This is a genomic window from Polynucleobacter sp. MG-5-Ahmo-C2, from assembly GCF_018687735.1.
Lineage (GTDB): Bacteria > Pseudomonadota > Gammaproteobacteria > Burkholderiales > Burkholderiaceae > Polynucleobacter.
The window spans coordinates 101095-122560 of record NZ_CP061304.1 but is presented as its reverse complement, the minus strand read 5'-3'; the positions used below and the strand labels follow the sequence as shown (position 1 = coordinate 122560).

Genomic DNA, 21466 nt, shown 5'->3' with positions numbered 1-21466 from the left:
CTGTGAGTGAAGATTTAAGCCTACGCTCCTTGCTGAGGGCCTCAGCACTTGCCCCTAATGAAGCCAAAATTTTGATGGCCTACATTCTTGAAAAGCACTACCAACTTCCACGCTCTGCCTTACTATCGCACGATGATTTAGGGCTTAATAGCCAGGCACTGGATGAGTGGAAGAGATTTGAGTCTAAGAGACTTCAGGGTGAACCGATTGCCTACCTTGTTGGCAAAAAAGGTTTTTACAATATCGAGTTATCTGTTGCTCCAGGTGTTCTAATACCGCGCCCTGAAACCGAGCTTCTGGTTGAAATTGGTCTGCGAGAAATTAAACGCTTGCAGGGTTCAGCATCAGTATTAGATTTAGGAACGGGGTCTGGAGCCATTGCTCTAGCAGTCGCACATTCAGCCCCTCATGTATTAGTAACAGCCGCCGATCATTCAACCGAAGCTTTAGCTATTGCAAAAACCAATACCATACTTTTAGGTCTTGAAACTCAAGTTCAATTAATTGAGGGTAACTGGTATGAGGCTTTAAGTGATGAGAATCGCTTTGACATCATTCTGAGCAACCCACCCTATATCAACAGCCAAGATCCCCACTTAAAACAAGGTGACTTGCGCTTTGAGCCCATCTCGGCTCTTACCGATCACGCTGGTGGACTGAGCTGCCTAAAAACAATTATTGATGGCGCTAAAGATCATCTCAATCTCAATGGCTTAATCGCTGTTGAACATGGCTTTGATCAATCGGATGCTGTCCTTGATCTGATGAAATCCGTTGGTCTATGTGATATTCAAACGCATTTAGATTTAGCGGGACATCGCCGAGTCGCCTCCGGTAGAAATTCAGGCGGGTAATGAGGCTTTAAATAACCTTTTTCCGCATATAGTCTTAAAATCTACCCAAGAGAATTGCAAACCCTTTTTACAGAATTACTGCTCGTTAAGAAAGAATTTATGGATACACAAGCCCAAATCAAAGAAATCGTTACCAGCCACCCAGTTGTACTCTTTATGAAGGGAACGGCGCAGTTTCCTCAGTGCGGCTTCTCTGGTAATGCTATCAATATCTTACGCGCTAGCGGTGTTGAAAAACTCCATACCGTGAACGTATTAGAAGATGCCGAAATCCGCCAAGGTATTAAGGAATATGCTAATTGGCCAACGATTCCTCAGCTCTATATCAATGGTGAGTTCATTGGCGGCTCAGATATCCTGACTGAAATGTTCCAGTCTGGTGAGCTGCAAAAATTAGTCAAGGCTTAAGTCTCTTCCATTTGCCCGTGACTTTTGATCTAAGCTCACTTCTGCTGTTTGGCCTGCCATTTGCTTTATGTGCAGGCCTTTTGGTTTATGCGCTGAACTTACGCTCTGCTCTAGCACGAACAGAGCAGCAAGCCCAAACGGAAGCAGCTCTTGCGATTGGTCTGCGGACAGAACGTGACCAAGCCCTACAAAATGCTATTCGACTTGAAGCAGAGTTAGACTCTGAGCGCAAACAGGGACTCGGAAGAATCGAGTCTCTCAATGAGGCCAAAGAGGCCCTCACAAACCAGTTTAAGAATCTAGCTAATGATATTTTAGAAGACAAGTCTAAGCGCTTTACCGAGCAAAATGCAGCAAGCCTAGATGCGTTACTAAAGCCACTACAAACTAAGCTTACTGAGTTTAAAGAGCAGGTAAGCACCTCTTATGGCAACGAGGCTCGCGAACGCTTTGCCCTTAAGAGCGAGATCGAGCGCTTAGCCAATCTCAATCTACGCATGTCTGATGAAACACGTTCTTTAACTCAAGCCCTTAAAGGCGATTCAAAAGTGCAGGGCAATTGGGGCGAGCTTGTTCTTGAGTCAATCCTCGAATCTTCTGGCCTACGCAAGGGTGAAGAGTATGTTGTGCAAGATAGTCATACTCAATCCGATGGATCTCGTCTTCAGCCTGACGTTGTCATTAAACTTCCTGAAGGCAGAAGTCTCGTGGTTGATAGCAAGGTATCCATTACTGCTTATGCAAGACATGCTGAGACTACTGATCCAGCTGTGGCAGAGCAAGAATTGGCAGCACACATCCAATCATTACGCCAACATATTCAAGGCCTTTCTGGAAAGAACTACAGCTCGCTATATGGCACTGGCTCAGTCGATTTTGTCTTGATGTTTGTGCCAATTGAGCCGGCATTTTTATTGGCACTAAAGACTGCGCCCAATCTCTATCAAGAAGCTTTAGCCAAAAATATCGTTTTGGTTTGCCCAAGCACTTTAATGGCAACCTTACGGACTGTGGCTCATTTATGGAGACAGGATCAACAAAACCGTAATGCACTTGAAATTGCAAAACAATGTGGCAATCTGTACGACAAGTTTGTGGGTTTTGTAGAGGATTTAGAGAAGCTTGGGCAACGTTTAGATCAAGCCCAAACCAGTTATCACGACGCCTTTAATAAACTGAAGTCTGGTAAAGGCAATCTCATTCGCTCTGCTGAGAAGGTTCGCGAGCTAGGCGTCAAGCCTAGCAAAAATTTATCCATGCCATTGATTGAATCTTCTGCAGATTCTGAATAAATCGCTATAAAGCAAAGCCCCGCCTAGTTCTGACCAAGCGGGGCCTTATTGAAAACCTACCTCTAAATCTGGACTTAATTAAGCAGATTTACGTGCACGTGATGCGGGTGTGGCAGATTTCTTAACCTGTGAGATTTGACCTTGCACGGCGTCGATTGCTTGATCAGCAGTTTTTTCTGCAGTAGCAAAAGCTTCTTTGCTAGCAGCGCGGAACTGTTCAAAGCCTTGCAACGCGCTACCGTAGACAGTCTTGAAGGAAGATAGAAATACGTCGGAGCCAGCAGGTGCATTAGCGGCAACAGTATTAATCCAATCCTGGAAACCATCTTGCAAATGGTCGATGCTTGCATCAACTACGTTTGCAAATTCTTTATTGCCGTCACGCAATACTTTAGCTACCCTCTTTTGATAGGCAACCGCTTGATCGCCGGCAGCTTGTAATGTGTCAGCATTGAGAAGTTCGGTCACTTCTTTTGGATCTTTAGCTGTCAAAACTTGTTGAATACCGTCTTGAGCATTTACCAAAACATCTTTAGAGGCTGCATAGTTCAATTCAGCTAATTTTTGAGCGTTTTCCAAAGCAGCTTCGCTTAAAGAAAAGGAAGCCTCGAGGCCTTTGCTATTAATTTGGGACAATTTAGCGGCGATTTGGTCTTGGTTCATGTATTTCTCCATAAATTAAGTGGTAAAACTAGTTCATTGGGTGCGCGATTTAGGGATCAGAAAAGTTTCGATACCCCAAATACTGCACTGCACCATCAAACTGTAACTGAACGAAAATGACAAATCAAGAACTTTTTGCTGCTTTGCAACAAATATTTTATAAAAAGAATTAAATTGAATAAAATCAATAACTTAAAAAAATTACAAGATTCTCATTCTTACCGAAAAATAGCGATTGCCGCCTGTTTTGGAACTTTTTTAGAGTGGTATGACTTTCTGACTTTTGCTACATTAGCGGTTGTTTTTGCCCCTCTCTTCTTCCCTTCCAGCGACCCAAGCGCAGGCCTATTAGCAAGCCTCGCCACTTTTGGCGTTGGGATGATAGTTCGCCCCATCGGTGCCGCCATTTTTGGCTCTATGGGCGATCGTATTGGTCGCAAACCAGTATTTATGATCACGATTGCCTTGATGGGATTTGCAACTGTTTGCGTCGGCCTCCTACCTACCTATGCCCAAGTTGGAATCTGGGCGCCAATTTTGCTAGTTGCTTTGCGCTTACTTCAGGGCTTATCTGCCGGTGGTGAAATTGGTGGCAGCGCCGTATACCTAACCGAACATGCCGGCAACGAACACAGGGGATTCAAGACTAGCTTTCTACAACTAATGGGCCCACTTGGAATTCTGTTTTCTACTTTGCAAATCGCACTTCTGCGAAGTTATCTCTCGCCAGAAGAATTCCAGGAATGGGGGTGGCGAGTGCCCTTTTGGATTTCTATTTTATTGTTGCTCATTGCATGTAAAGCGCGCATGGCGCTGGAGGAAACACCTGTATTTTTGGAGCTCAGTAAATGCAATCAAAAAACGGAGAATCCATTACTTAGTAATTTTCGAGATCCGGAAACACGCAAGCGAATGTTTTTACTTTTCTTCTGCATCTCTGCTGGTGGAGCCGTACTATTTTTCTGCGTACAGGTTTACACAGCAATCTTTTTAAAGACTTCAGCCAAACTACCAGCGGTGCTAGTAGACCAACTAAGTATTTATGCAACCTTAGCTTTGTTCCCGCTAACACTTTTTGCTGGCTGGCTTTCGGATAAAGTGGGGCGAAAGCCAGTTGTAATCGGCGGACTTTTGTTGGGTGCAATTTTCATTCGACCCGCATTCCAAGTGCTGCAATCTTTAAGTGAAGAATATCTTATGGCGCCTGATGTCAACGGCTCAGTTATCTTGATCGGGCTGCTTTTAATTTGTTTATCTTTAGCGCTTGCATTGGTTGTTGGCCCACAAACCGCACTTCTAGCAGAGCTATTTCCAGCTAAAACTCGCAATAGTGCTGCAACCCTCCCTCACAACCTTGCAGCAGGCTGGATAGGCGGACTTCTACCACTAATTGTGACCTGGTTGAATCAAATATGGGGGGGTGATTTAGCTGGACTTTGGTATCCAACAATCTTTTTAACAGGCGCAGCGATTGTTGCACTTCTATATTTACCTGAGACCAATAAAGTCAACTTGAATCTCTAGAGCACTAAAAGGAAAAAGCCTCTAAGACTTTTGTCTTAGAGGCTTGAAGTATTTGGTGCCCCTTGTCCGACTCGAACAGACCACCTACTGATTACAAATCAGTTGCTCTACCAGATGAGCTAAAGGGGCAACGTGAATATTTTAGCCTATTTCACAATCTTCAAGGAAGGCCGGCTAGTTTTAGGCTTTTCAGGGGGGGCATCTGATGAATCTGCAATATGCAAGTCACGCGCCTGCTTAGGGTCAAATGGAAAAGACATTCCCTGTCCATTTTCCCGAGCGTAAATAGCCAAAACATGGCTCACCGGAACCATAATCTTTCTTGGAATACCCCCAAAACGCGCCTGAAAGCTAATCCAATCGTTCTCCATCTGCAATTGATGGCACGCCTCCAAGGCGAGATTTAAAACGATCTCATCATTCTTGACAAACTCCATAGGCACCTCAACCCTGGTATCCACAAACACCGCTATAAACGGCGTAAAACCAAAATCCGTGCACCACTGATGTAGAGCACGGATTAGATAGGGTTTATTACTTGGAACGTCAGGCATGCCAACTGAAATGAACCGCTAGGACTGCTTAGCGGCGCATTACCTTTTCTGAAGGGGTCAAAGCCTCAATATAAGCCGGTCTGCTGAAAATACGCTCAGCGTATTTCAACAGAGCTGCAGCATTGCGAGAAAGATCAATGCCGTAGTGCTCAAGACGCCATAACAATGGAGCAATCGCGACATCCAGCATGGAGAATTCATCGCCAAGCATGTACTTATTCTTAACGAAAATTGGAGCTAATTGAGTCAAGCGATCACGAATCGCTAAACGCGCTTTCTCATGAGTCTTTTCAGCGGCTTTGCCTTTTTCATTTTCCAATGCGGCAACATGAACAAACAACTCTTTCTCGAAATTAAACAAGAATAGGCGTGCACGTGCGCGAGCTACAGGATCAGGCGGCATTAATTGTGGATGAGGAAAACGCTCATCAATATACTCATTGATGATGTTAGATTCATACAAAATTAAATCGCGTTCAACCAAGATCGGAACTTGGCCATAGGGATTCATTACCGAAATGTCTTCTGGCTTGTTGAACAAGTCAACATCGCGGATTTCAAAATCCATGCCTTTTTCAAAAAGCACCAAACGGCAGCGTTGCGAGAATGGGCAATTAGTACCCGAGTACAACACCATCATAAATTTATTTCCTTAAATTTCTACTTCATACAACAAACGCACAACAGCGTTAAATCTTTCACTTACGAGCCCCAGCTACAGGGCCCATCAAATTCAATTAGTGAATATCTTTCCAGTAAGCCTTATTTAAGCGCCACGCTAAGAGTGTAAAGATCGCTAAAAACAAAAGCACTACAACACCAAGACGCTTACGCTCAAGCTGAACTGGCTCGGCCATCCAAGACATGAAGGCAACTAAATCAGCGATATTGTCGTCATACTCTTGCGACTTCATGGTACCTGGGGTCAACTGCTCAAAGCCCACGAATACCTTTTCCATTCTGCCTTCATCATGCGGGTCTTTATGCTCTTCAAACTTTGCCGCACGCTCACCCTGTAACTGCCATAGTACATGGGGCATGCCTACGTTTGGATAGACCATATTATTCCAACCGGTTTGAGTAGAGTCGTCTTTATAGAAAGTGCGGAAGTAGGTGTAGAGCCAATCCGTTCCACGGGCACGAGCCTCAACAGAGAGGTCTGGCGGCGTCTTACCAAAGAAAGCCTTGCCTTCTTTTGGCGTCATTGCGATAGTCATCAAATCGCCAACCTTAGCATCAGTAAGAATTAGGTTGTCTTTAATTTGCTGGTCGGTCAAGCCAATATCGCGCAAGCGGTTGTAACGCATGCTAGAAGCTGCATGGCAGTTTAAGCAGTAGTTCACAAAAATCTTTGCGCCATTTTGCAAAGAAGCATTACTGCTGACGCGGTCTGGAGCCTTATCCAAAGGAAAGCCGCCTTCATTTGCATCGGCAGCAACCGCAAAGCCAAGGGCGGCAACGAATACTGTTGCCTGGCAGACGCCCATCAATGTTTGAAGAATTCGTTTCATACTAGTTCCTAATGTCTTTTTACCAATATCAGAGGCGTGAATTAATGAGCCTCAAAAGTAACGCGGGTTGGAACTGGCTTGAAAGTACCAAGTTTGCTCCAGAATGGCATTGCTAAGAAGAAGCCCAGGTAGTAGATAGTACAAATCTGAGAAATCTTTTCAAATACCGGTGATGGCGGCTGAATTCCCAAGTAACCCAAGATCACAAAACTGACCACAAACACGCCATAAATATATTTATGGAACTGTGGGCGATAGCGTATGGATTTAACAGGAGAATGATCAAGCCAAGGCAAGAAGAACATGATCACGACCGAACCGCCCATGATCACTACGCCCCAGAACTTCGCATCAAACAAATAGAAGCCGCCAGCCAATACCACTGCAATGGCAGCACAAACACCTTTGATCTTGATGTCTTTGCTGCTCTTAGCAAACATTCCAAGAATGACTGCTAAGAAAATCCAAAGTGGTAACAAGAAGTTTGAAGTGGTCGCACGCAACATTGAGTAGAACGGCGTGAAATACCAAACAGGCGCTATATGCGATGGCGTTACAAATGGGTTTGCCGGTATGAAGTTATTGGCTTCTAGGAAATATCCACCCATTTCCGGGGCAAAAAATACAACACAAGCAAATACCATCAAGAAGCCGCCCAGATACATCACATCATGAACGCTGTAATAGGGGTGAAATGGAATGCCGTCAACAGGATGCCCGTTAGCATCGAGTGTATTTTTAATTTCAACACCGTCTGGATTATTTGAACCAACTTCATGCAAAGCAAGAATATGAGCCGCAACCAAACCAATCAATACCAATGGAATTGCAATCACGTGGAATGCAAAGAAGCGGTTCAGAGTTGCATCACCCACGACATAATCACCGCGCAACCAAAGGGATAGGTCTGGACCAATGAATGGAATTGCGGAGAATAAGTTCACAATTACCTGAGCGCCCCAGTAGGACATTTGACCCCATGGGAGTAAGTAACCGAAAAATGCTTCGCCCATTAAGCACAAGAAGATTGCACAACCAAAGATCCAAATGAGCTCACGTGGCTTGCGATAAGAACCGTATATCAAGCCGCGGAACATATGCATGTAAACAACTACGAAAAACATCGAAGCGCCGGTGGAATGCATGTAACGAATCAACCAGCCAAAAGGAACTTCGCGCATGATGTACTCAACGGACTCAAACGCCTTGGCGGCATCAGGCTTGTAGTTCATGGTTAAGAAAATACCGGTAAGTATCTGGTTTACCAACACTACGATAGCTAATGCGCCAAAAATGTAGAAAAAATTAAGATTCTTGGGAGCGTAATACTCACTCATGTGACGCTTAAAAGCTTCTGTTACCGGTAGACGTGAGTCAACCCATGCCATCAGCTTTTGAGCCGCAGAGGCGTCCGCTGGAACTTGTTTTTCTTGAAATGCCATTTATCTCTCCTTAGGCCTTCTTATCATCGCCAACCAGAATCTTGGTATCGCTCAAATACATATGTGGCGGAACTTCAAGATTATCTGGGGCTGGTTTATTTTTATAGACACGACCTGCCATATCAAAGGTAGAGCCGTGGCAAGGGCACAGGAAACCTCCTGGCCAGGTATTTGGCAAAGAGGGTTGTGCACCCGCTTCAAATTTAGGCGTTGGAGAGCAGCCCAAGTGAGTGCAGATACCAACCACTACCAAGTACTCAGGCTTGATTGAGCGCCATTGGTTTTGGGCATAAGGAGGCGTAAATTGAGATGGATCACGCAATGAATCTGGGTCAGCCAATTCGCTATCAATTTTTGACAATTCGGCGACCTGCTCTGGGGTGCGACGAACAACCCACACTGGCTTGCCGCGCCATTCAACCATGCGCATTTCATCTGGCTTCATGCCAGTAATATCAATCTCGACAGCGGCACCAGCGGCTTTAGCACGCTCAGAAGGCTCAAAACTGTCTACAAAAGGGTAAAGGGCTGCGGCTGCACCTACGCCCCCAACTGCCGAAGTGGCGATCAGCCAATTACGGCGATCCTTATCCATACTGGGCTTGTCACTCATTTACAAAATTCCTAGAAAGGGTATTTATGGGTGGAAATTGCTTAAAGGTAGGATTTTAAAGTAAAAAGTGGGGTAAGCAAGAAAGTTATGGGGTTAATCAGGTTCTAAACAAAAAGTGGGGTTTAAATGAGCGTTTTAAAGGAATTTCGGGACTTTGCCGTAAAGGGCAATGTCATTGATTTGGCAGTGGGCGTGATCATCGGCGGAGCCTTCGGGAAAATTGTCGATTCGCTGGTAAATGACATTGTTATGCCGGTTATTTCGACCCTTTTGGGGGGGCATATCGACTTTACAAACCTATTTGTCGTCCTGGGCCATATTCCAGATGGGGTGCCCAGAACCTTCGATGCCCTCAAAAAGGCTGGGGTGCCCATTTTTGCCTATGGCAATTTCATCACCATTTCAATTAATTTCATTTTGTTAGCCTTTGTGATTTTTCAAATGGTGAAGATCGTCAACAAGATTCGCATAATGGATACACCACCACCGCCAACTCCAGAAGATGTTGTATTGCTACGCGAGATTCGCGACAGCCTCAAAAAATAACCTCGCAAAGAAAACCAAAAAATGTTTAATCGCCTATGGTTACTTTTTGCACAAACGGTAACTATCCTTCTTGCTGCATGGTTTATCGTTATTACCCTAAAACCAAGTTGGATATCTGATGAAGGCTTCGAGGCGATAGTCGACAGCGTTACATTAAAAGAGGACTCATATGACAGCAGCACTCTAAGTCCTGGCTCGTATCACGATGCAGTCAAAAAATCGATGCCAGCTGTTGTCAATATCTTTACTAGCAAGACTTCTGTAAAGACAAAAGCGCGCAAAGGCAATAAACAAAATCCTGCCGACCCTTTATTTAAATTCTTTTTTGGTGATCAGCCACCAGACGAGGAGCCCAGCTCCAGCCTGGGCTCCGGGGTTCTGGTAAGTCCAGAAGGAATCATCCTCACCAACCATCACGTCATTCATGATGCGGATGATATTGATGTAGCTCTTTCTGATGGTCGCAAAGTTAAAGCAAAAATAATTGGTAGCGATCCAGAAACAGATATTGCCGTTTTGAAAATTGACCCTAAACAATTGCCGACTCCAATTACCCTTGGAAAAATTGAATCTGTCCATGTAGGTGATGTTGTACTGGCTATTGGCAATCCATTTGGCGTTGGCCAAACAGTAACCTCTGGCATAGTTTCTGCGATGGGGCGTGACCATGTCGGCATTAATACATTCGAAAATTTTATCCAAACAGATGCTGCAATTAATCCAGGAAATTCTGGTGGCGCACTCATTGATACACGCGGCAATCTGATAGGAATTAATACTGCAATTTTCTCTAACAATGGTGGATCCATGGGCATTGGCTTTGCAATTCCAGTAAATCTTGTAAAACAGATTATGGAGTCCATTATTGGCAACGGAAGCGTTACAAGAGGTTGGATAGGCGTTGAACCTCAGAATCTATCTAAAGAGCTTGCAGAATCAATGGGGCTTTCCCCCAAAATACAAGGAGTATTGCTCTCAGGGATTCTAAAAGGAGGCCCGGCAGACCGAGCAGGAGCAAAGCCTGGAGATGTCCTAACCGCGGTTGATGGACAGCAAATTAAAGATGTACGGGAGTTACTCAGCAGAGTTTCTGTACTCAAGCCTGGATCGGAAGCAACACTCAGCACACAACGTAAGGACAAAGCATTAGAACTTAAAGTGCAGATTGGCAAAAGGCCAAAACCTAAAGCCATCAATTAATCACTGAATATGCTGATTAGACTAGCTCGATATTCTCGGGATCCTTACCATCGAGATATCGTGAGTACATTATTTGAAATGCCCTCTCAATGTTTTTGGTGGTTTGGGGAGAATCAAAAAGTGGCGCAGACATCCTATTGGCCTCTATCTTTTTTCTGATGCATTGCAATTTTGATCTATGGGTCGCCAACTCCACGGCAAACTCTTCATATTCACCAATCGAATAAGTAATAAGCTCCGGCAAATCTATCGCCTTCAAAATACTTCCCGCCATTCTGCTAGGAAAAGATTTTCCAGATCGCGTAAGTACTGGCAGGCCGGACCACAAGGCATCACTTGCAGTGGTCCCCGCGTTATAGGGGAAGGTATCCAAAAATAAATCTGCTAGCCTATATCTCGCCAAATATTCGGGTACGGGTAAAACCCCACTAAATATTAGCCTAGACGGATCCACACCTCTGAACTCAGCCTCCCTGCGAAGATTCTCTGCAATCCACCTATTCGACTCATATAACCACAAAACACTACCATCAACCCTCTTGAGAATCCGACACCAACTAGAAAAAACCTCCGGATTAATCTTGTAACTATTATTAAAGCTGCAAAATATAAAGCCCTCATCTGGCAAATTAAATTGAGCACGCGTAAATTTACTATTGGCTATAACTCTTTGACGATCATTGATTTGGTAACCCTGAGGTAGGTAGGCAATCTTTTCAGAGAAAAACTTTTGACTTTCAATTGGGATTACATTGTGATCTGCAAAAATGTAATCCATACATGAGGATCCAAGAGTTCCTAAATACCCAAGGTAACTTACTTGAACTGGGGCAACCCGCTTCTCAAACACTCCGATGCGGGCCTTATCCGTGTACCCTCCCAAATCTACGGCAATATCAATTCCCTTAGATTTAGCAAGGGAGATTACTTCATCATCAGAAAGACTAAGGATATCAATGAACTCATCAAAAGATTTCATTAATCGAAGTCTTTGTTCATCATTGGTTTTGAAGCCAGATGAAAATGCATATATTTCAAAAATATCTTTATCGTGCAACTCGTACAGTTCAGCAGTTAAATGCGTTACCGGATGGTTCTGAAAATCAGCAGAAAAATAAGCAACTCTAATTTTTTTATTTTTCTGCTGATTGAGCTCTCGAATATGTGGAGATCCGTGCGGCCTAGATTGGGCATAAATTTCAGCTGCTCGCTGCTGAAGATATGGGTCATCTACTAAACTCAAAAAATTCAGAGGATGAATTATTCTCTGTCCATTGCTAACGTTATTCTTTAATCTTTCAAGATCTTTTTCATAGTTTGCCCAAAAGCCTATCTGCATCTTTCCGTGAATTATGTGGCCAAAAATAAAATCTACATCCGGCTGAAGTGCATGAGCTTTCTCAAGTAATGCAATTCCTTCATCATATTTACCAGCCTGATTCAGATTCAAACCCAGATTTATAAGAGGCCGAGCAAATTGAGGGTCGAGGCTTAATGACTTTCTGTAACATAAATTTGCCTTTTCGAAGTCAAATAACTCTTCATGAAGGCACCCGATGTTGTAAAACAATTCGCTAGAATTACCATTTAATTTAGCTGCTAAAGTGTACTTTTCTATAGCTTCTTTTTTCCTACCCGTAAATGCATATGCAGTAGCTAAATCATGCAGCACCTCAAAAGAGTGTGGTTGAATCGCTAGCGCTCTCTCTAGGGGGTTAATAGCCTCATCTGGAGAGCTATTAAGCAATAATGCTCCATACTCGTATAGTGCAGTTAATGAGGCGTCAGGGCTACCTACGACCTCTCTTAATAACTGCCGAGCATGAAGCTCATCACCTTTGCTGCCATAAACATACGCCAGCAACTCCTTGGCAGCTATATTTTCATGCTCTATATCTAGCACTTCTAACAATAATTTTCCAGCGGCCTCCAATTGCCCCTCCTGGAAAGTTTGCGTTGCACGCGATAGTAGCGCTTGGATTTTGGAGGCCATTTGCTTCGAATTGTCTTTACCCGATGATTTTCAAACTTAATTTTAGGCGCTAAATTAGGATTAACATAAAAAAACCCGCTACATTTCTGTAGCGGGTTTTGATGCTTCGCAACTAATTATTACTAGCTTACGCTAGCAGTAAATTAGAAAGTATGACGCAAGCCTAAAGCGTAGGCGTTGCTGTTATAGCTTGTTGGGTTGCCATTCGTAGTCCATGACTGGTTACGAGTGTATTGCTGACCATAGATCGCATACAAGTTTGTACGCTTGCTCAACCAGTAATTGGAACCCAGTTGGAAAGCGCCGAAACCAGCGGCATTGCTACCTGTTCCTGCGGTATTAACAACAAATGCATTGCTACCAGTGTATGCATTAGAAACAGTCAACTTACCCATACCGCCACTTGCCCAAGCTTCAATAGCTGGAGTAACAAAAGAACGAATACCGATCTGCTGTGCGGTACGTGCAACGTAGTTATTTGGATTGTTCACATCCATAGTCTTACGATTTACGTACTGTACATAGGCCTTCAAGATACCAAAGTCATAAGTAGCAGCATAGTATTGCTGGTTATCTTTAGCATTAGTACCTGCCGCTGAGTTTCCACCGAAACCGTTTTGGATTGGGTTTCCTGATGTGTAAAGTTGATTAGTTCCAGTTTGTGTGTACGGAGCCTTATCAGTGAACTGTTGGAAGTTAGCAGTTACCAATAATTTTTGCCAGTTGTAGTTTGCGCCCAAACCAAAACCGCTGTGGTTTGTAGAGCCACCGGAAATAGTAGTGTTGTTACCAGATACAGTAGTACTCTGGTTAGCGTTTTGATTATTCAACAAGTAGAACGCGTTAGCCTGAAAGCCAGCAAACGTGTCTGACTGAAGAGTCAACATGTTATTGCCACGAACTGTGTAAGAAGTATTGTTCTGGTTACCAGCATATTGCCATGAACCAGCAGTAGTGGTGCCTGTACCACCAGCTACTGAAACGCCGGCAGTAATCTTGTCATAAATAACGTTACCCATCATGTTGTTTTGAGCGCCAGGATCTGATGCCGCAACAGCGTTATGAATAGTTGTGTACTGTGTACCAAAAGCGAAGGAACCGATGCCGTTCTTTTTCAAGCCAGCAAATGTTTGACGGTTAGCTGATGTTGAAGAAGAAATTGCGTTTTGTACGTTTGGAGTAATTGCAGTTTCAATAGTGAAGAATGCAGACAAACCGCCGCCCAAATCTTCAGTACCCTTGAAACCCAAACGTGATGTGCTTTCAGCTGCGTCAGCAAATGCGCTTGCTGTGTTTCTTGAAACAGTACCAGTATTTACGGCAGTGTTGTTGGCAATGCGGTTGTTAGAACCAACGTAGCCAACGTCCATTACACCGTAAACGGTTACGCTGGACTGAGCTTGAGCAGCAGATGCAAAAGCACCTAAAGCTGCAACTGCTAATAGCGATTTTTTCATTCTTTAAATCTCCAAAAATTAAAAGTAATGCCCGATAAGACTGGGACCAATGAATTTTGCTGGTTTTGTCCTTCTAGACTGAGGGTAAGGGTATTTAGGAGCTCTTTTTGCTTGTCAAAAGGTAGTTTTTTGGCTTTCTTCGTTGTATCTCGGCAACAAGGGTTTTGATTTCTGTCTTTTAGGGCTTCTAGATGACAAAATTGTCATATGGCAAGTCGCGAATTCCTAAAAATCCTCAGTTCTGCCCGCTTAGGTGATGTATTGGCGCAACAAAAATTAGCGGAAGCCTACATGACTGGGGCATTTAAAACCCCCATTCAACCCGGCAATGCACTGATTTGGCTAGAAAAATCTTATTTTTCTATTAAAAATCAAGCACTTGATGACCAACACTCAATAACTTACGAAATTTCTGAACTTTTCACACAAGTGGCCAATATTCCATTGGCAGAGACGTTTAATAGCCCTGCCTTTGGATTCGGCTGGGCTTCATTTTGGCAATTGGCAGAAAAAACTGCTCAAGATAAATCCAGCCTTGCGGCGAAGTGGCAGCTAGCCAATCTTTTAATAAATCCAACTTACCAAGAAACTCAATCACAGTTGGTTGACTGGATAAACAAATCAACGACAGTCCCTGCACTTGAACAGATCATTAATCTAGATTTCGCAGACCTGCAAAAATTGGCTCGGGACTACCTACAAGAACTTTCTGAAATAGATTCTCCATTCACAGTCTCTGCAAAAGAACTGCTGATTAAATTACAACCAAAAAATGAAGTGCTATCTTCTTTATGGAATGCGTGGCTCGACAAGCAAGATGAAGAAGCTTTACTGCAAGCTGCCGAGCACGGGTTGACCATTGCAAAACTGACATTAGGTCTGCGCCTTGCACAACTAGATGGCAGCGATACTAAGTCAAATGCCTCTCTTAAGAAAGCGGCGCACTGGTTGGAGCTCGCAGCTAAAGATGGTGATCGCGATGCTTGGTATGTACTTGGTGAAATTTATCGCCGTCCACAATTTTCTGGCTACAACGCCGCAGAAAGTGATCGCTGCTTTGATCGTGCTGCCGATCTTGGTCACGCAGAAGCCCAGTTGCGGAAAGGCGCCAATCTTTGGCGCAAACGTGAAAAGTCCGAAGAAAAAGTGCGCGGCTTGCAAGCGTCGTATTGGGTATGGCAGGCACACCAACAAGGCGTAGCAGAAGCAAAAGAATTACTCAGCAAAATTTTAGAGAGCTGCCCCAATATCAAATCCAATGAGTGGTTTGAACTGGCGCAATATGCTGAACACGCTATCAACCATCATGCTGAACATAAATTGGATGAAGATTGGCTGCTCTTATGCCACCGCATCGTCATCGCCAATCAATTTAATTTCAGCAAAGCAGAATTGCTACTCTGCGACGTAGGTCAGCTGCAACATGAGCACTGTGTAGTGGTTGATATTCGCTGGGAACTCCCAAAGATCTTGCCGCGACTCATTCAGATTGAAACAATTCAGCAGCGTCGCGCCTTATTAGCAGCAGGTAAAGCATTTGCTGGTTCTGATTTAGAGATAGAAGGTAACTTACGCCAAAGACGTTACCATTTTGATCGCGTTACCAATTGGCTAATAGCTACTTTTTCTAAGGGCTCTAAAAATCAAGCCGATGCTGAGCTGGCTTGATCTTCTTTGCTAGCCCCATCATCGGCAGGCTTGGGCACATAAAAGCGCGCAACCAATAGGCCTAACTCATAAAGTAAGGTCATCGGAACAGCCAGCAGCAGTTGTGAGAGTACGTCGGGTGGCGTAACGACTGCAGAGATCACAAAGGCGCCCACAATCACATAGGGACGGATCTCTTTCAACTTGGCCAAAGGCACCATGCCCATGCGCACTAAGACAACTACCACTACAGGCACTTCAAAAGTAATACCAAAGGCCAAAAAGGTATTCATAGCAAAGCTGAGATATTTATCGATATCAGTGGACATCTCTGCACCCAGCGGTGCGTTATAGCTGGCCATGAAATTAAACACGGTCGGAAATACCAAAAAATAGGCAAATGCCATGCCGAAGATAAATAAGCTATAGCTACTTACAACCAATGGAATTACCAATTTGCGCTCATGCATGTACAAGCCTGGCGCAATAAAGGCCCACAACTGATACATGACTACTGGCAATGCAATGATGAAGGCAACGAGCATAGTGACCTTCATGGGCACAAAGAAAGATCCCGTGACATCCGTCACGATCATCTTGCCGCCCACCGGTAATGAATCTAGCAGTGGCTGTGAAAACAAATGGAAAATATCTGGCGCCCAATACACCAGGCAAACAAACACAACAATAATTGCTATAGCAGATTTGATGACACGATCACGCAACTCAAATAAATGCGAAAGAAAAGATTCTTGCAAACCTGAATCTTCAGTGGAATTATTTTCTGACATGCGAAAGTATTTTTATTCTGGCTTTATTTATTTGATACTGCTGTGATGAAAGCGCTTCATTCTGGCAGCACCCGATTGAACGCGTGTCCGCACACCTGCCGAGCGCTTGAACCAGATTGGTCTAGCCGCACGTCTGACGCCCCAGCTATTGCGACCTTGACGCTTAGTCTTATCCCACACGGCTCTCTCATCAAGTGGCAATTTCTCAAAACTGGTTTCAAAAATATCAGCCTGATCACTGAGGTGGGTATTAGCCTCTTGAACGGTTGAATGAATACTGTTCTCAACCTCCTTGAGAGCGGATGCACTTTCTTCGCGGAACTTTTTAAATTCCTCAACTTCCATCTGGCGATTCACCTCGGATTTAATGTCGGCCATATAACGCTGTGCACGACCAAATAAATTCCCCGCCATACGGGCAATTTTTGGTAGGCGCTCTGGGCCCACTACGACTAAAGCAACTACTGCGATAAGCGCAAGTTTTGAAACCCCAAGATCAATCATTTCAGCAGTCTTCTATAAACCACATGGGTTTCTATTGCGCCATCAGGAATCACTTGTTGAGGTCTTTGGCTTGCACGTCAACAGTCTTTTCTCCTGTTGCACTACTTTGCTGAATTTGTTCCTTAGGCTCTTCGGATGTCTTCATACCATCTTTAAAGCCTTTTACAGCGCCGCCTAGATCTTGGCCGATATTACGCAATTTCTTGGTACCAAATACCAACATCACGATGACCAAAACAATTAACCAATGCCAAATGCTAAATGAGCCCATCTTAAATCTCCTTGGATTATTTTTTCCAGGGGCGCGGACCGCCCATCACATGCAAATGCAAGTGATAAACCTCCTGCCCTCCATCGACACCATTATTCACCATTAACCTAAAGCCGCCATCCTTACCAGGACGGCAACCTTGCTCTTTGGCAAGACGCGGCGCTAATTCCATCATTCTACCCAGCAAAGGGGCATCAATGCTTTCTGCCGACTCCAGCATAGGGATATGTTTTTTGGGAATCATTAGAAAATGCACTGGTGCGGCTGGATTAATATCCTTGAAGGCATAGATTTCCTCATCCTCATAAACCTTCTGGGATGGAATTAAGCCTTGTGAAATCTTGCAAAACAGGCAGTTTGGATCGTGTGACATGCCTATTTATTCCTTACCCGATGCTTTTCTGGCTGCCTTCTCTTCTATCCCCGATGTTCCTAAGCGACGATCTAACTCTGCAATAACGTCTTCTGGCCGCAAGTTAAATTGCGACAAGGCAATGAGACAGTGAAACCACAGGTCTGCCATTTCAGCCACTAACAGCTTTTGCTGCTCGGCGGCCAAGTTGGAGTTACGAGCATCTTTAGCAGCCATGACTGCCTCAGTTGCTTCTTCACCAATTTTCTTCAGAATTCCGTCATCGCCCTTTGAGAAAAGCAAAGCTGTATAGGAAGTCTTGGGGTCAGCTTGTCCCGCCTTAAACGCATCACGACGTTGATCTACAACATCGGCTAAATGCGCGAATGCAGAATCTAAATTAGAGGGTTTATTGGTTGAACAAGTCATTGCTTCATTTTATGTGTTTTATCAAGCAGGTCTACTTTTTGGATTCATCAACCCAAGCAGATTTAGCAGAGTCCCATTGCAAAAAGAAACAGCTGTGCTCTCCGGTATGACAAGCGATTCCATCCTTTTGCTCAACCATCAATAAGATCGTATCGCCATCGCAATCTAGGCGAATTTCTTTTACCTTTTGAGTGTGACCAGATTCTTCGCCTTTATGCCAAAGCTTTTGCCGAGAGCGTGTCCAGTAAATCGCCTCGCCTAAACGCAGGGTAGCTAATAAGGCATCGCGATTCATCCAGGCCATCATCAAGATATCTTTACTGCCGACTTCTTGTGTGATTACTGGAACTAAACCTTGCTCATTCCATGCCACAGCATCAAGCCAAGCGCCGGCTTGTAACAACTGGGCAGGGGTGAAGGTGCTCTTGAGATTGCTCATGCCCTAACTTTACAGCGAATCTAGAAATACAGCCTAAATACGAACGGGAATTCCTTGGGCCGCCATATATTCTTTTGCCTGCCCTACGGTGTACTCACCATAATGAAAAATGCTGGCTGCCAACACGGCATCGGCATGGCCTTTAGTAATCCCATCGACTAAATGCTGTAAATTGCCAACGCCACCCGATGCGATCACCGGCACAGATACTGCATCGCTCACGGCCGCAGTTAAGGCTAAATCAAAACCGTCTTTACTACCGTCACGATTCATGCTGGTCAGCAAAATTTCACCGGCACCACGTTTGGCAACCTCGCTGGCCCACTCGACCACATCAATTCCAGTAGCTGTTCTGCCGCCATGGGTAAAGACCTCCCAATTGCCAGCAGCAGTTTGTTTGGCGTCAATTGCGACCACAATGCATTGGGAGCCGTAATAAGCGGCAGCATCAGAAACTAAATCTGGGTTAGCAACTGCAGAGGAATTCATGCTGACTTTATCTGCGCCAGCATTGAGCAGGCGACGCACATCAGCGACTGCGCGTACACCCCCACCAACAGTTAAAGGAATAAATACCTGAGAAGCAACATCTTCAATGATGTGCAAAATAAGATCACGGCCATCGGATGTAGCAGTGATATCTAAGAAAGTAAGTTCGTCAGCACCCTGGGTGTCATAACGTTTAGCGATTTCCACAGGATCGCCTGCATCGCGCAAACCAAGGAAGTTAACACCCTTAACAACCCGCCCTGCAGTGACATCGAGGCAAGGAATGATTCGCTTCGTTAACACTAGATAATTTTCTTTGCGTACTGGAGGGTTAACTCGTCTGCATATTTTTGAGCGGCCGCAAGATCAAGATCTCCAGCATAGATAGAGCGACCTGCAATAACACCCATGACACCCTCTTCTTCCGCCTTGCAGAGTGCTTCGATATCTTTATTATTCGAGAGGCCGCCACTCGCAATGACTGGAATACGAATAGCCTGAGCGAGCTTAATGGTGGCCTCAATATTGACACCCTTGAGCATGCCATCACGACCAATGTCGGTATAGATGATCGCCTCAACACCCCAGTCTTCAAACTTCTTAGCAAGATCAATCACTTCATGTCCGGTGATCTTGCTCCAACCATCTGTAGCCACCTTGCCGTCACGTGCATCTAAGCCGACCATGACATGGCCAGGAAATGCAGTGCATGCGTCTTGTACAAAACCAGGATTCTTCACTGCGGCAGTGCCAATGATCACAGTACTAATGCCATCATCCAATAAACGCTCAATTGTTTCAAGATCACGAATGCCGCCACCCAATTGCACAGGAATCTCATCGCCAACTGCTTTAAGAATCGATTTGATGGCAGATTCGTTTTTAAGCTTGCCTGCAAATGCGCCATTAAGATCGACTAGATGTAAACGACGCGCGCCTTTACTAATCCAGTGTGCAGCCATGGCACCAGGATCCTCAGAGAAAACCGTGGCTTTATCCATATCGCCTTGTTCAAGTCGAACGCAGTGGCCGTCTTTGAGATCAATTGCAGGAATCAGCAGCATAACTAAAGGTTAAAAGTATTAAGGTTGCCAAGAAACAAAATTTTGGTAAAGCTTTAATCCGTATTCTGCACTTTTTTCTGGATGAAATTGTGTAGCAAAAATATTATCTCGCGCAACTGCAGAAGTAAACCAATCGCCGTACTCGGTAGAGCCTGCAATATCTTCTTTGCATTGCGGCACAACATAGTAGCTATGGACGAAATAAAAACTCGTAAGATCAGGAATACCGCTCCACAAGGGGTGTTTAGAGTCTTGACGCACCTGGTTCCAACCCATATGTGGCACTTTATAAGCAGAACCATCAGCCTGCTTTTTACCAGCCAACTCAAAACGGCGAACTTCGCCGGGAATCAAGCCTAAACACGGAGTCCACTGATTCTGCTTTGTTGTTCGCACTTCAGCGCTTTGATCAAAAAGCATTTGCTCCCCTACACACACTCCGAGTAGGGGCTTGTTTTTTGATGCCTCTAATAGGGCCCCCAATAAACCAGACTCTGCGAGATGCTTCATGCAATCTGGCATTGCACCTTGACCGGGCAAAACAACACGATTTGCAGAACGAATTTCTTCAGGATTGTGGGCAATTAATACATTGTCATCCGGAGCTACATGATGAAATGCTTGATATACAGAACGGAGATTACCCATTCCATAATCAACGATCGCAATAGTTTGCGCCAATTTAGCTTATCTTTCGCTGTTGTCTGCAGAGCAACTATGGGGTGTCTAAATTAGAGACTGCCTTTAGTTGAAGGAACGGCACCAGATGCCCGTGAATCAATCGCTACAGCCATGCGTAAAGCGCGGCCAAAAGCCTTGAACACAGTTTCAATTTGATGGTGCGCATTGATGCCACGCAGATTATCAATGTGCAAAGTCACTCCCGCGTGATTTACAAAACCACGGAAGAACTCAATGCTAAGATCAACATCAAAGTCGCCTACCCGGGCACGAGTAAATGGCACGTTGAATTCCAATCCTGGGCGGCCAGAAAAATCAATAACGACACGCGAGAGGGTTTCATCCAAAGGCACATAGGAATGGCCATAACGGGTAATACCCGCTTTATCGCCTACCGCCTTAGCAAAGGCCTGACCCAAGGTAATTCCTACATCTTCTACGGTGTGGTGATCATCGATATGGGTATCGCCATTTGCGACTACTTTGAGGTCAATCATGCCGTGACGGGCAATCTGATCCAACATATGATCTAGAAAAGGAACACCAGAGGCCAGCTCAGCCTTACCAGTACCATCTAAATTGATGGAAATTTGAATTTTGGTTTCCGAAGTGTTTCGGGTAACGTCGGCTTGCCGCATGCTTCATTGCGCCGCGAGGCGAAGTGTTGATTGAAGCCTCATAATATCATTCCTAGAAGAGAAATAAATGCAGTTATTGCTTCACTTTTATTCTGATTTTTGAG

At 44.5% G+C, this 21466-nt stretch carries 25 protein-coding genes and 1 tRNA gene; 7 read left to right on the top strand and 19 right to left on the bottom strand.

Translation table 11 applies throughout. The features are described from left to right. Positions 1 to 2 precede the first annotated feature (2 nt). From prmC to rmuC, 3 genes are all read left to right on the top strand, one after another. Positions 3 to 854 (top strand): peptide chain release factor N(5)-glutamine methyltransferase, encoded by an 852-nt coding sequence (prmC, locus tag C2740_RS00715; protein ID WP_215293509.1) that lies wholly within the window; start codon positions 3 to 5, stop codon positions 852 to 854. Between the two features lie 99 nt (positions 855 to 953). Beyond that, the gene (grxD, locus tag C2740_RS00710; protein ID WP_215293508.1) at positions 954 to 1262 is read left to right on the top strand and encodes a Grx4 family monothiol glutaredoxin; all 309 of its coding nucleotides are present in this window, start codon (positions 954 to 956) and stop codon (positions 1260 to 1262) included. Between the two features lie 17 nt (positions 1263 to 1279). Continuing rightward, a complete protein-coding gene (rmuC, locus tag C2740_RS00705; protein WP_215293507.1) occupies positions 1280 to 2554 on the top strand; it encodes a DNA recombination protein RmuC in 1275 nt (424 codons plus the stop codon). Positions 2555 to 2632: 78 nt separating this feature from the next. Here rmuC and C2740_RS00700 read toward each other — a convergent pair whose 3' ends face one another. Continuing rightward, the gene (locus C2740_RS00700; protein ID WP_215293506.1) at positions 2633 to 3217 is read right to left on the bottom strand and encodes a phasin family protein; all 585 of its coding nucleotides are present in this window, start codon (positions 3215 to 3217) and stop codon (positions 2633 to 2635) included. 174 nt (positions 3218 to 3391) lie between these two features. On the opposite strand from C2740_RS00700, the gene C2740_RS00695 reads away from it, so the two are divergent. Further along, the gene (locus C2740_RS00695; protein ID WP_215293505.1) at positions 3392 to 4741 is read left to right on the top strand and encodes an MFS transporter; all 1350 of its coding nucleotides are present in this window, start codon (positions 3392 to 3394) and stop codon (positions 4739 to 4741) included. Positions 4742 to 4794: 53 nt separating this feature from the next. Here C2740_RS00695 and C2740_RS00690 read toward each other — a convergent pair. The 6 genes from C2740_RS00690 to petA form a co-directional block, all read right to left on the bottom strand. Continuing rightward, positions 4795 to 4870: transfer RNA gene (locus C2740_RS00690), tRNA-Thr, on the bottom strand. 17 nt (positions 4871 to 4887) lie between these two features. Then, a complete protein-coding gene (locus C2740_RS00685; RefSeq protein WP_215293504.1) occupies positions 4888 to 5295 on the bottom strand; it encodes a ClpXP protease specificity-enhancing factor in 408 nt (135 codons plus the stop codon). 28 nt (positions 5296 to 5323) lie between these two features. Further along, entirely contained in the window at positions 5324 to 5935 is a 612-nt protein-coding gene (locus C2740_RS00680) for a glutathione S-transferase N-terminal domain-containing protein (protein WP_028819209.1), read from the bottom strand. 97 nt (positions 5936 to 6032) lie between these two features. Further along, complete coding sequence (locus tag C2740_RS00675; protein ID WP_371816718.1) at positions 6033 to 6806, bottom strand: cytochrome c1; 774 nt, start codon at positions 6804 to 6806, stop codon at positions 6033 to 6035. 41 nt (positions 6807 to 6847) lie between these two features. Beyond that, complete coding sequence (locus C2740_RS00670; protein ID WP_215293503.1) at positions 6848 to 8248, bottom strand: cytochrome bc complex cytochrome b subunit; 1401 nt, start codon at positions 8246 to 8248, stop codon at positions 6848 to 6850. A gap of 10 nt (positions 8249 to 8258) precedes the next feature. Then, a complete protein-coding gene (gene petA / locus C2740_RS00665) occupies positions 8259 to 8861 on the bottom strand; it encodes a ubiquinol-cytochrome c reductase iron-sulfur subunit (RefSeq protein WP_215293502.1) in 603 nt (200 codons plus the stop codon). A 126-nt stretch (positions 8862 to 8987) separates the two neighbouring features. Between petA and mscL the strand changes: the two genes are divergently transcribed. After that, a complete protein-coding gene (gene mscL, locus C2740_RS00660; protein WP_215293501.1) occupies positions 8988 to 9407 on the top strand; it encodes a large conductance mechanosensitive channel protein MscL in 420 nt (139 codons plus the stop codon). Positions 9408 to 9428: 21 nt separating this feature from the next. After that, positions 9429 to 10607 carry a Do family serine endopeptidase gene (locus C2740_RS00655; protein ID WP_215293500.1) on the top strand — a complete coding sequence of 393 codons (1179 nt, stop codon included), beginning with the start codon at positions 9429 to 9431 and terminating at the stop codon, positions 10605 to 10607. A 16-nt stretch (positions 10608 to 10623) separates the two neighbouring features. On the opposite strand, the gene C2740_RS00650 is transcribed toward C2740_RS00655, so the two are convergent. Further along, entirely contained in the window at positions 10624 to 12540 is a 1917-nt protein-coding gene (locus tag C2740_RS00650; RefSeq protein ID WP_215293499.1) for a tetratricopeptide repeat protein, read from the bottom strand. A 203-nt stretch (positions 12541 to 12743) separates the two neighbouring features. After that, entirely contained in the window at positions 12744 to 14057 is a 1314-nt protein-coding gene (locus C2740_RS00645; protein WP_215293498.1) for a porin, read from the bottom strand. 207 nt (positions 14058 to 14264) lie between these two features. Here C2740_RS00645 and C2740_RS00640 point away from each other — a divergent pair, with 207 nt between their 5' ends. Beyond that, a complete protein-coding gene (locus C2740_RS00640) occupies positions 14265 to 15725 on the top strand; it encodes a tetratricopeptide repeat protein (protein WP_215293497.1) in 1461 nt (486 codons plus the stop codon). On the opposite strand, the gene tatC is transcribed toward C2740_RS00640, so the two are convergent. From tatC to hisB, 10 genes are read right to left on the bottom strand one after another with little or no spacing between them, the layout of a single operon-like run. After that, the gene (gene tatC / locus C2740_RS00635) at positions 15701 to 16495 is read right to left on the bottom strand and encodes a twin-arginine translocase subunit TatC (protein ID WP_215293496.1); all 795 of its coding nucleotides are present in this window, start codon (positions 16493 to 16495) and stop codon (positions 15701 to 15703) included. The two genes, C2740_RS00640 and tatC, sit on opposite strands and share 25 nt — an antisense overlap. Before the next feature lie 27 nt (positions 16496 to 16522). After that, the gene (gene tatB / locus C2740_RS00630) at positions 16523 to 16999 is read right to left on the bottom strand and encodes a Sec-independent protein translocase protein TatB (RefSeq protein WP_215293495.1); all 477 of its coding nucleotides are present in this window, start codon (positions 16997 to 16999) and stop codon (positions 16523 to 16525) included. A 49-nt stretch (positions 17000 to 17048) separates the two neighbouring features. Beyond that, the gene (tatA, locus tag C2740_RS00625) at positions 17049 to 17270 is read right to left on the bottom strand and encodes a Sec-independent protein translocase subunit TatA (protein WP_215293494.1); all 222 of its coding nucleotides are present in this window, start codon (positions 17268 to 17270) and stop codon (positions 17049 to 17051) included. 16 nt (positions 17271 to 17286) lie between these two features. Next, positions 17287 to 17643: a histidine triad nucleotide-binding protein gene (locus tag C2740_RS00620; RefSeq protein ID WP_215293493.1), complete on the bottom strand. Its 357-nt coding sequence runs from the start codon at positions 17641 to 17643 to the stop codon at positions 17287 to 17289. A 6-nt stretch (positions 17644 to 17649) separates the two neighbouring features. Continuing rightward, positions 17650 to 18051, bottom strand: a complete 402-nt coding sequence (locus tag C2740_RS00615) for a phosphoribosyl-ATP diphosphatase (protein WP_215293492.1) — start codon at positions 18049 to 18051, stop codon at positions 17650 to 17652. Positions 18052 to 18082: 31 nt separating this feature from the next. After that, the gene (gene hisI / locus C2740_RS00610; RefSeq protein WP_215293491.1) at positions 18083 to 18490 is read right to left on the bottom strand and encodes a phosphoribosyl-AMP cyclohydrolase; all 408 of its coding nucleotides are present in this window, start codon (positions 18488 to 18490) and stop codon (positions 18083 to 18085) included. A gap of 33 nt (positions 18491 to 18523) precedes the next feature. Beyond that, a complete protein-coding gene (hisF, locus tag C2740_RS00605) occupies positions 18524 to 19282 on the bottom strand; it encodes an imidazole glycerol phosphate synthase subunit HisF (protein ID WP_215293490.1) in 759 nt (252 codons plus the stop codon). Continuing rightward, on the bottom strand, positions 19282 to 20043 hold the full coding sequence (gene hisA / locus C2740_RS00600; protein ID WP_215293489.1) for a 1-(5-phosphoribosyl)-5-[(5-phosphoribosylamino)methylideneamino]imidazole-4-carboxamide isomerase: 762 nt from the start codon (positions 20041 to 20043) through the stop codon (positions 19282 to 19284). The genes hisF and hisA overlap by 1 nt, the downstream gene beginning before the upstream one ends. An 18-nt stretch (positions 20044 to 20061) precedes the next feature. Further along, a complete protein-coding gene (hisH, locus tag C2740_RS00595; RefSeq protein WP_215293488.1) occupies positions 20062 to 20724 on the bottom strand; it encodes an imidazole glycerol phosphate synthase subunit HisH in 663 nt (220 codons plus the stop codon). Positions 20725 to 20774: 50 nt separating this feature from the next. Next, on the bottom strand, positions 20775 to 21362 hold the full coding sequence (gene hisB / locus C2740_RS00590) for an imidazoleglycerol-phosphate dehydratase HisB (protein ID WP_215293487.1): 588 nt from the start codon (positions 21360 to 21362) through the stop codon (positions 20775 to 20777). Positions 21363 to 21466: the final 104 nt, after the last annotated feature.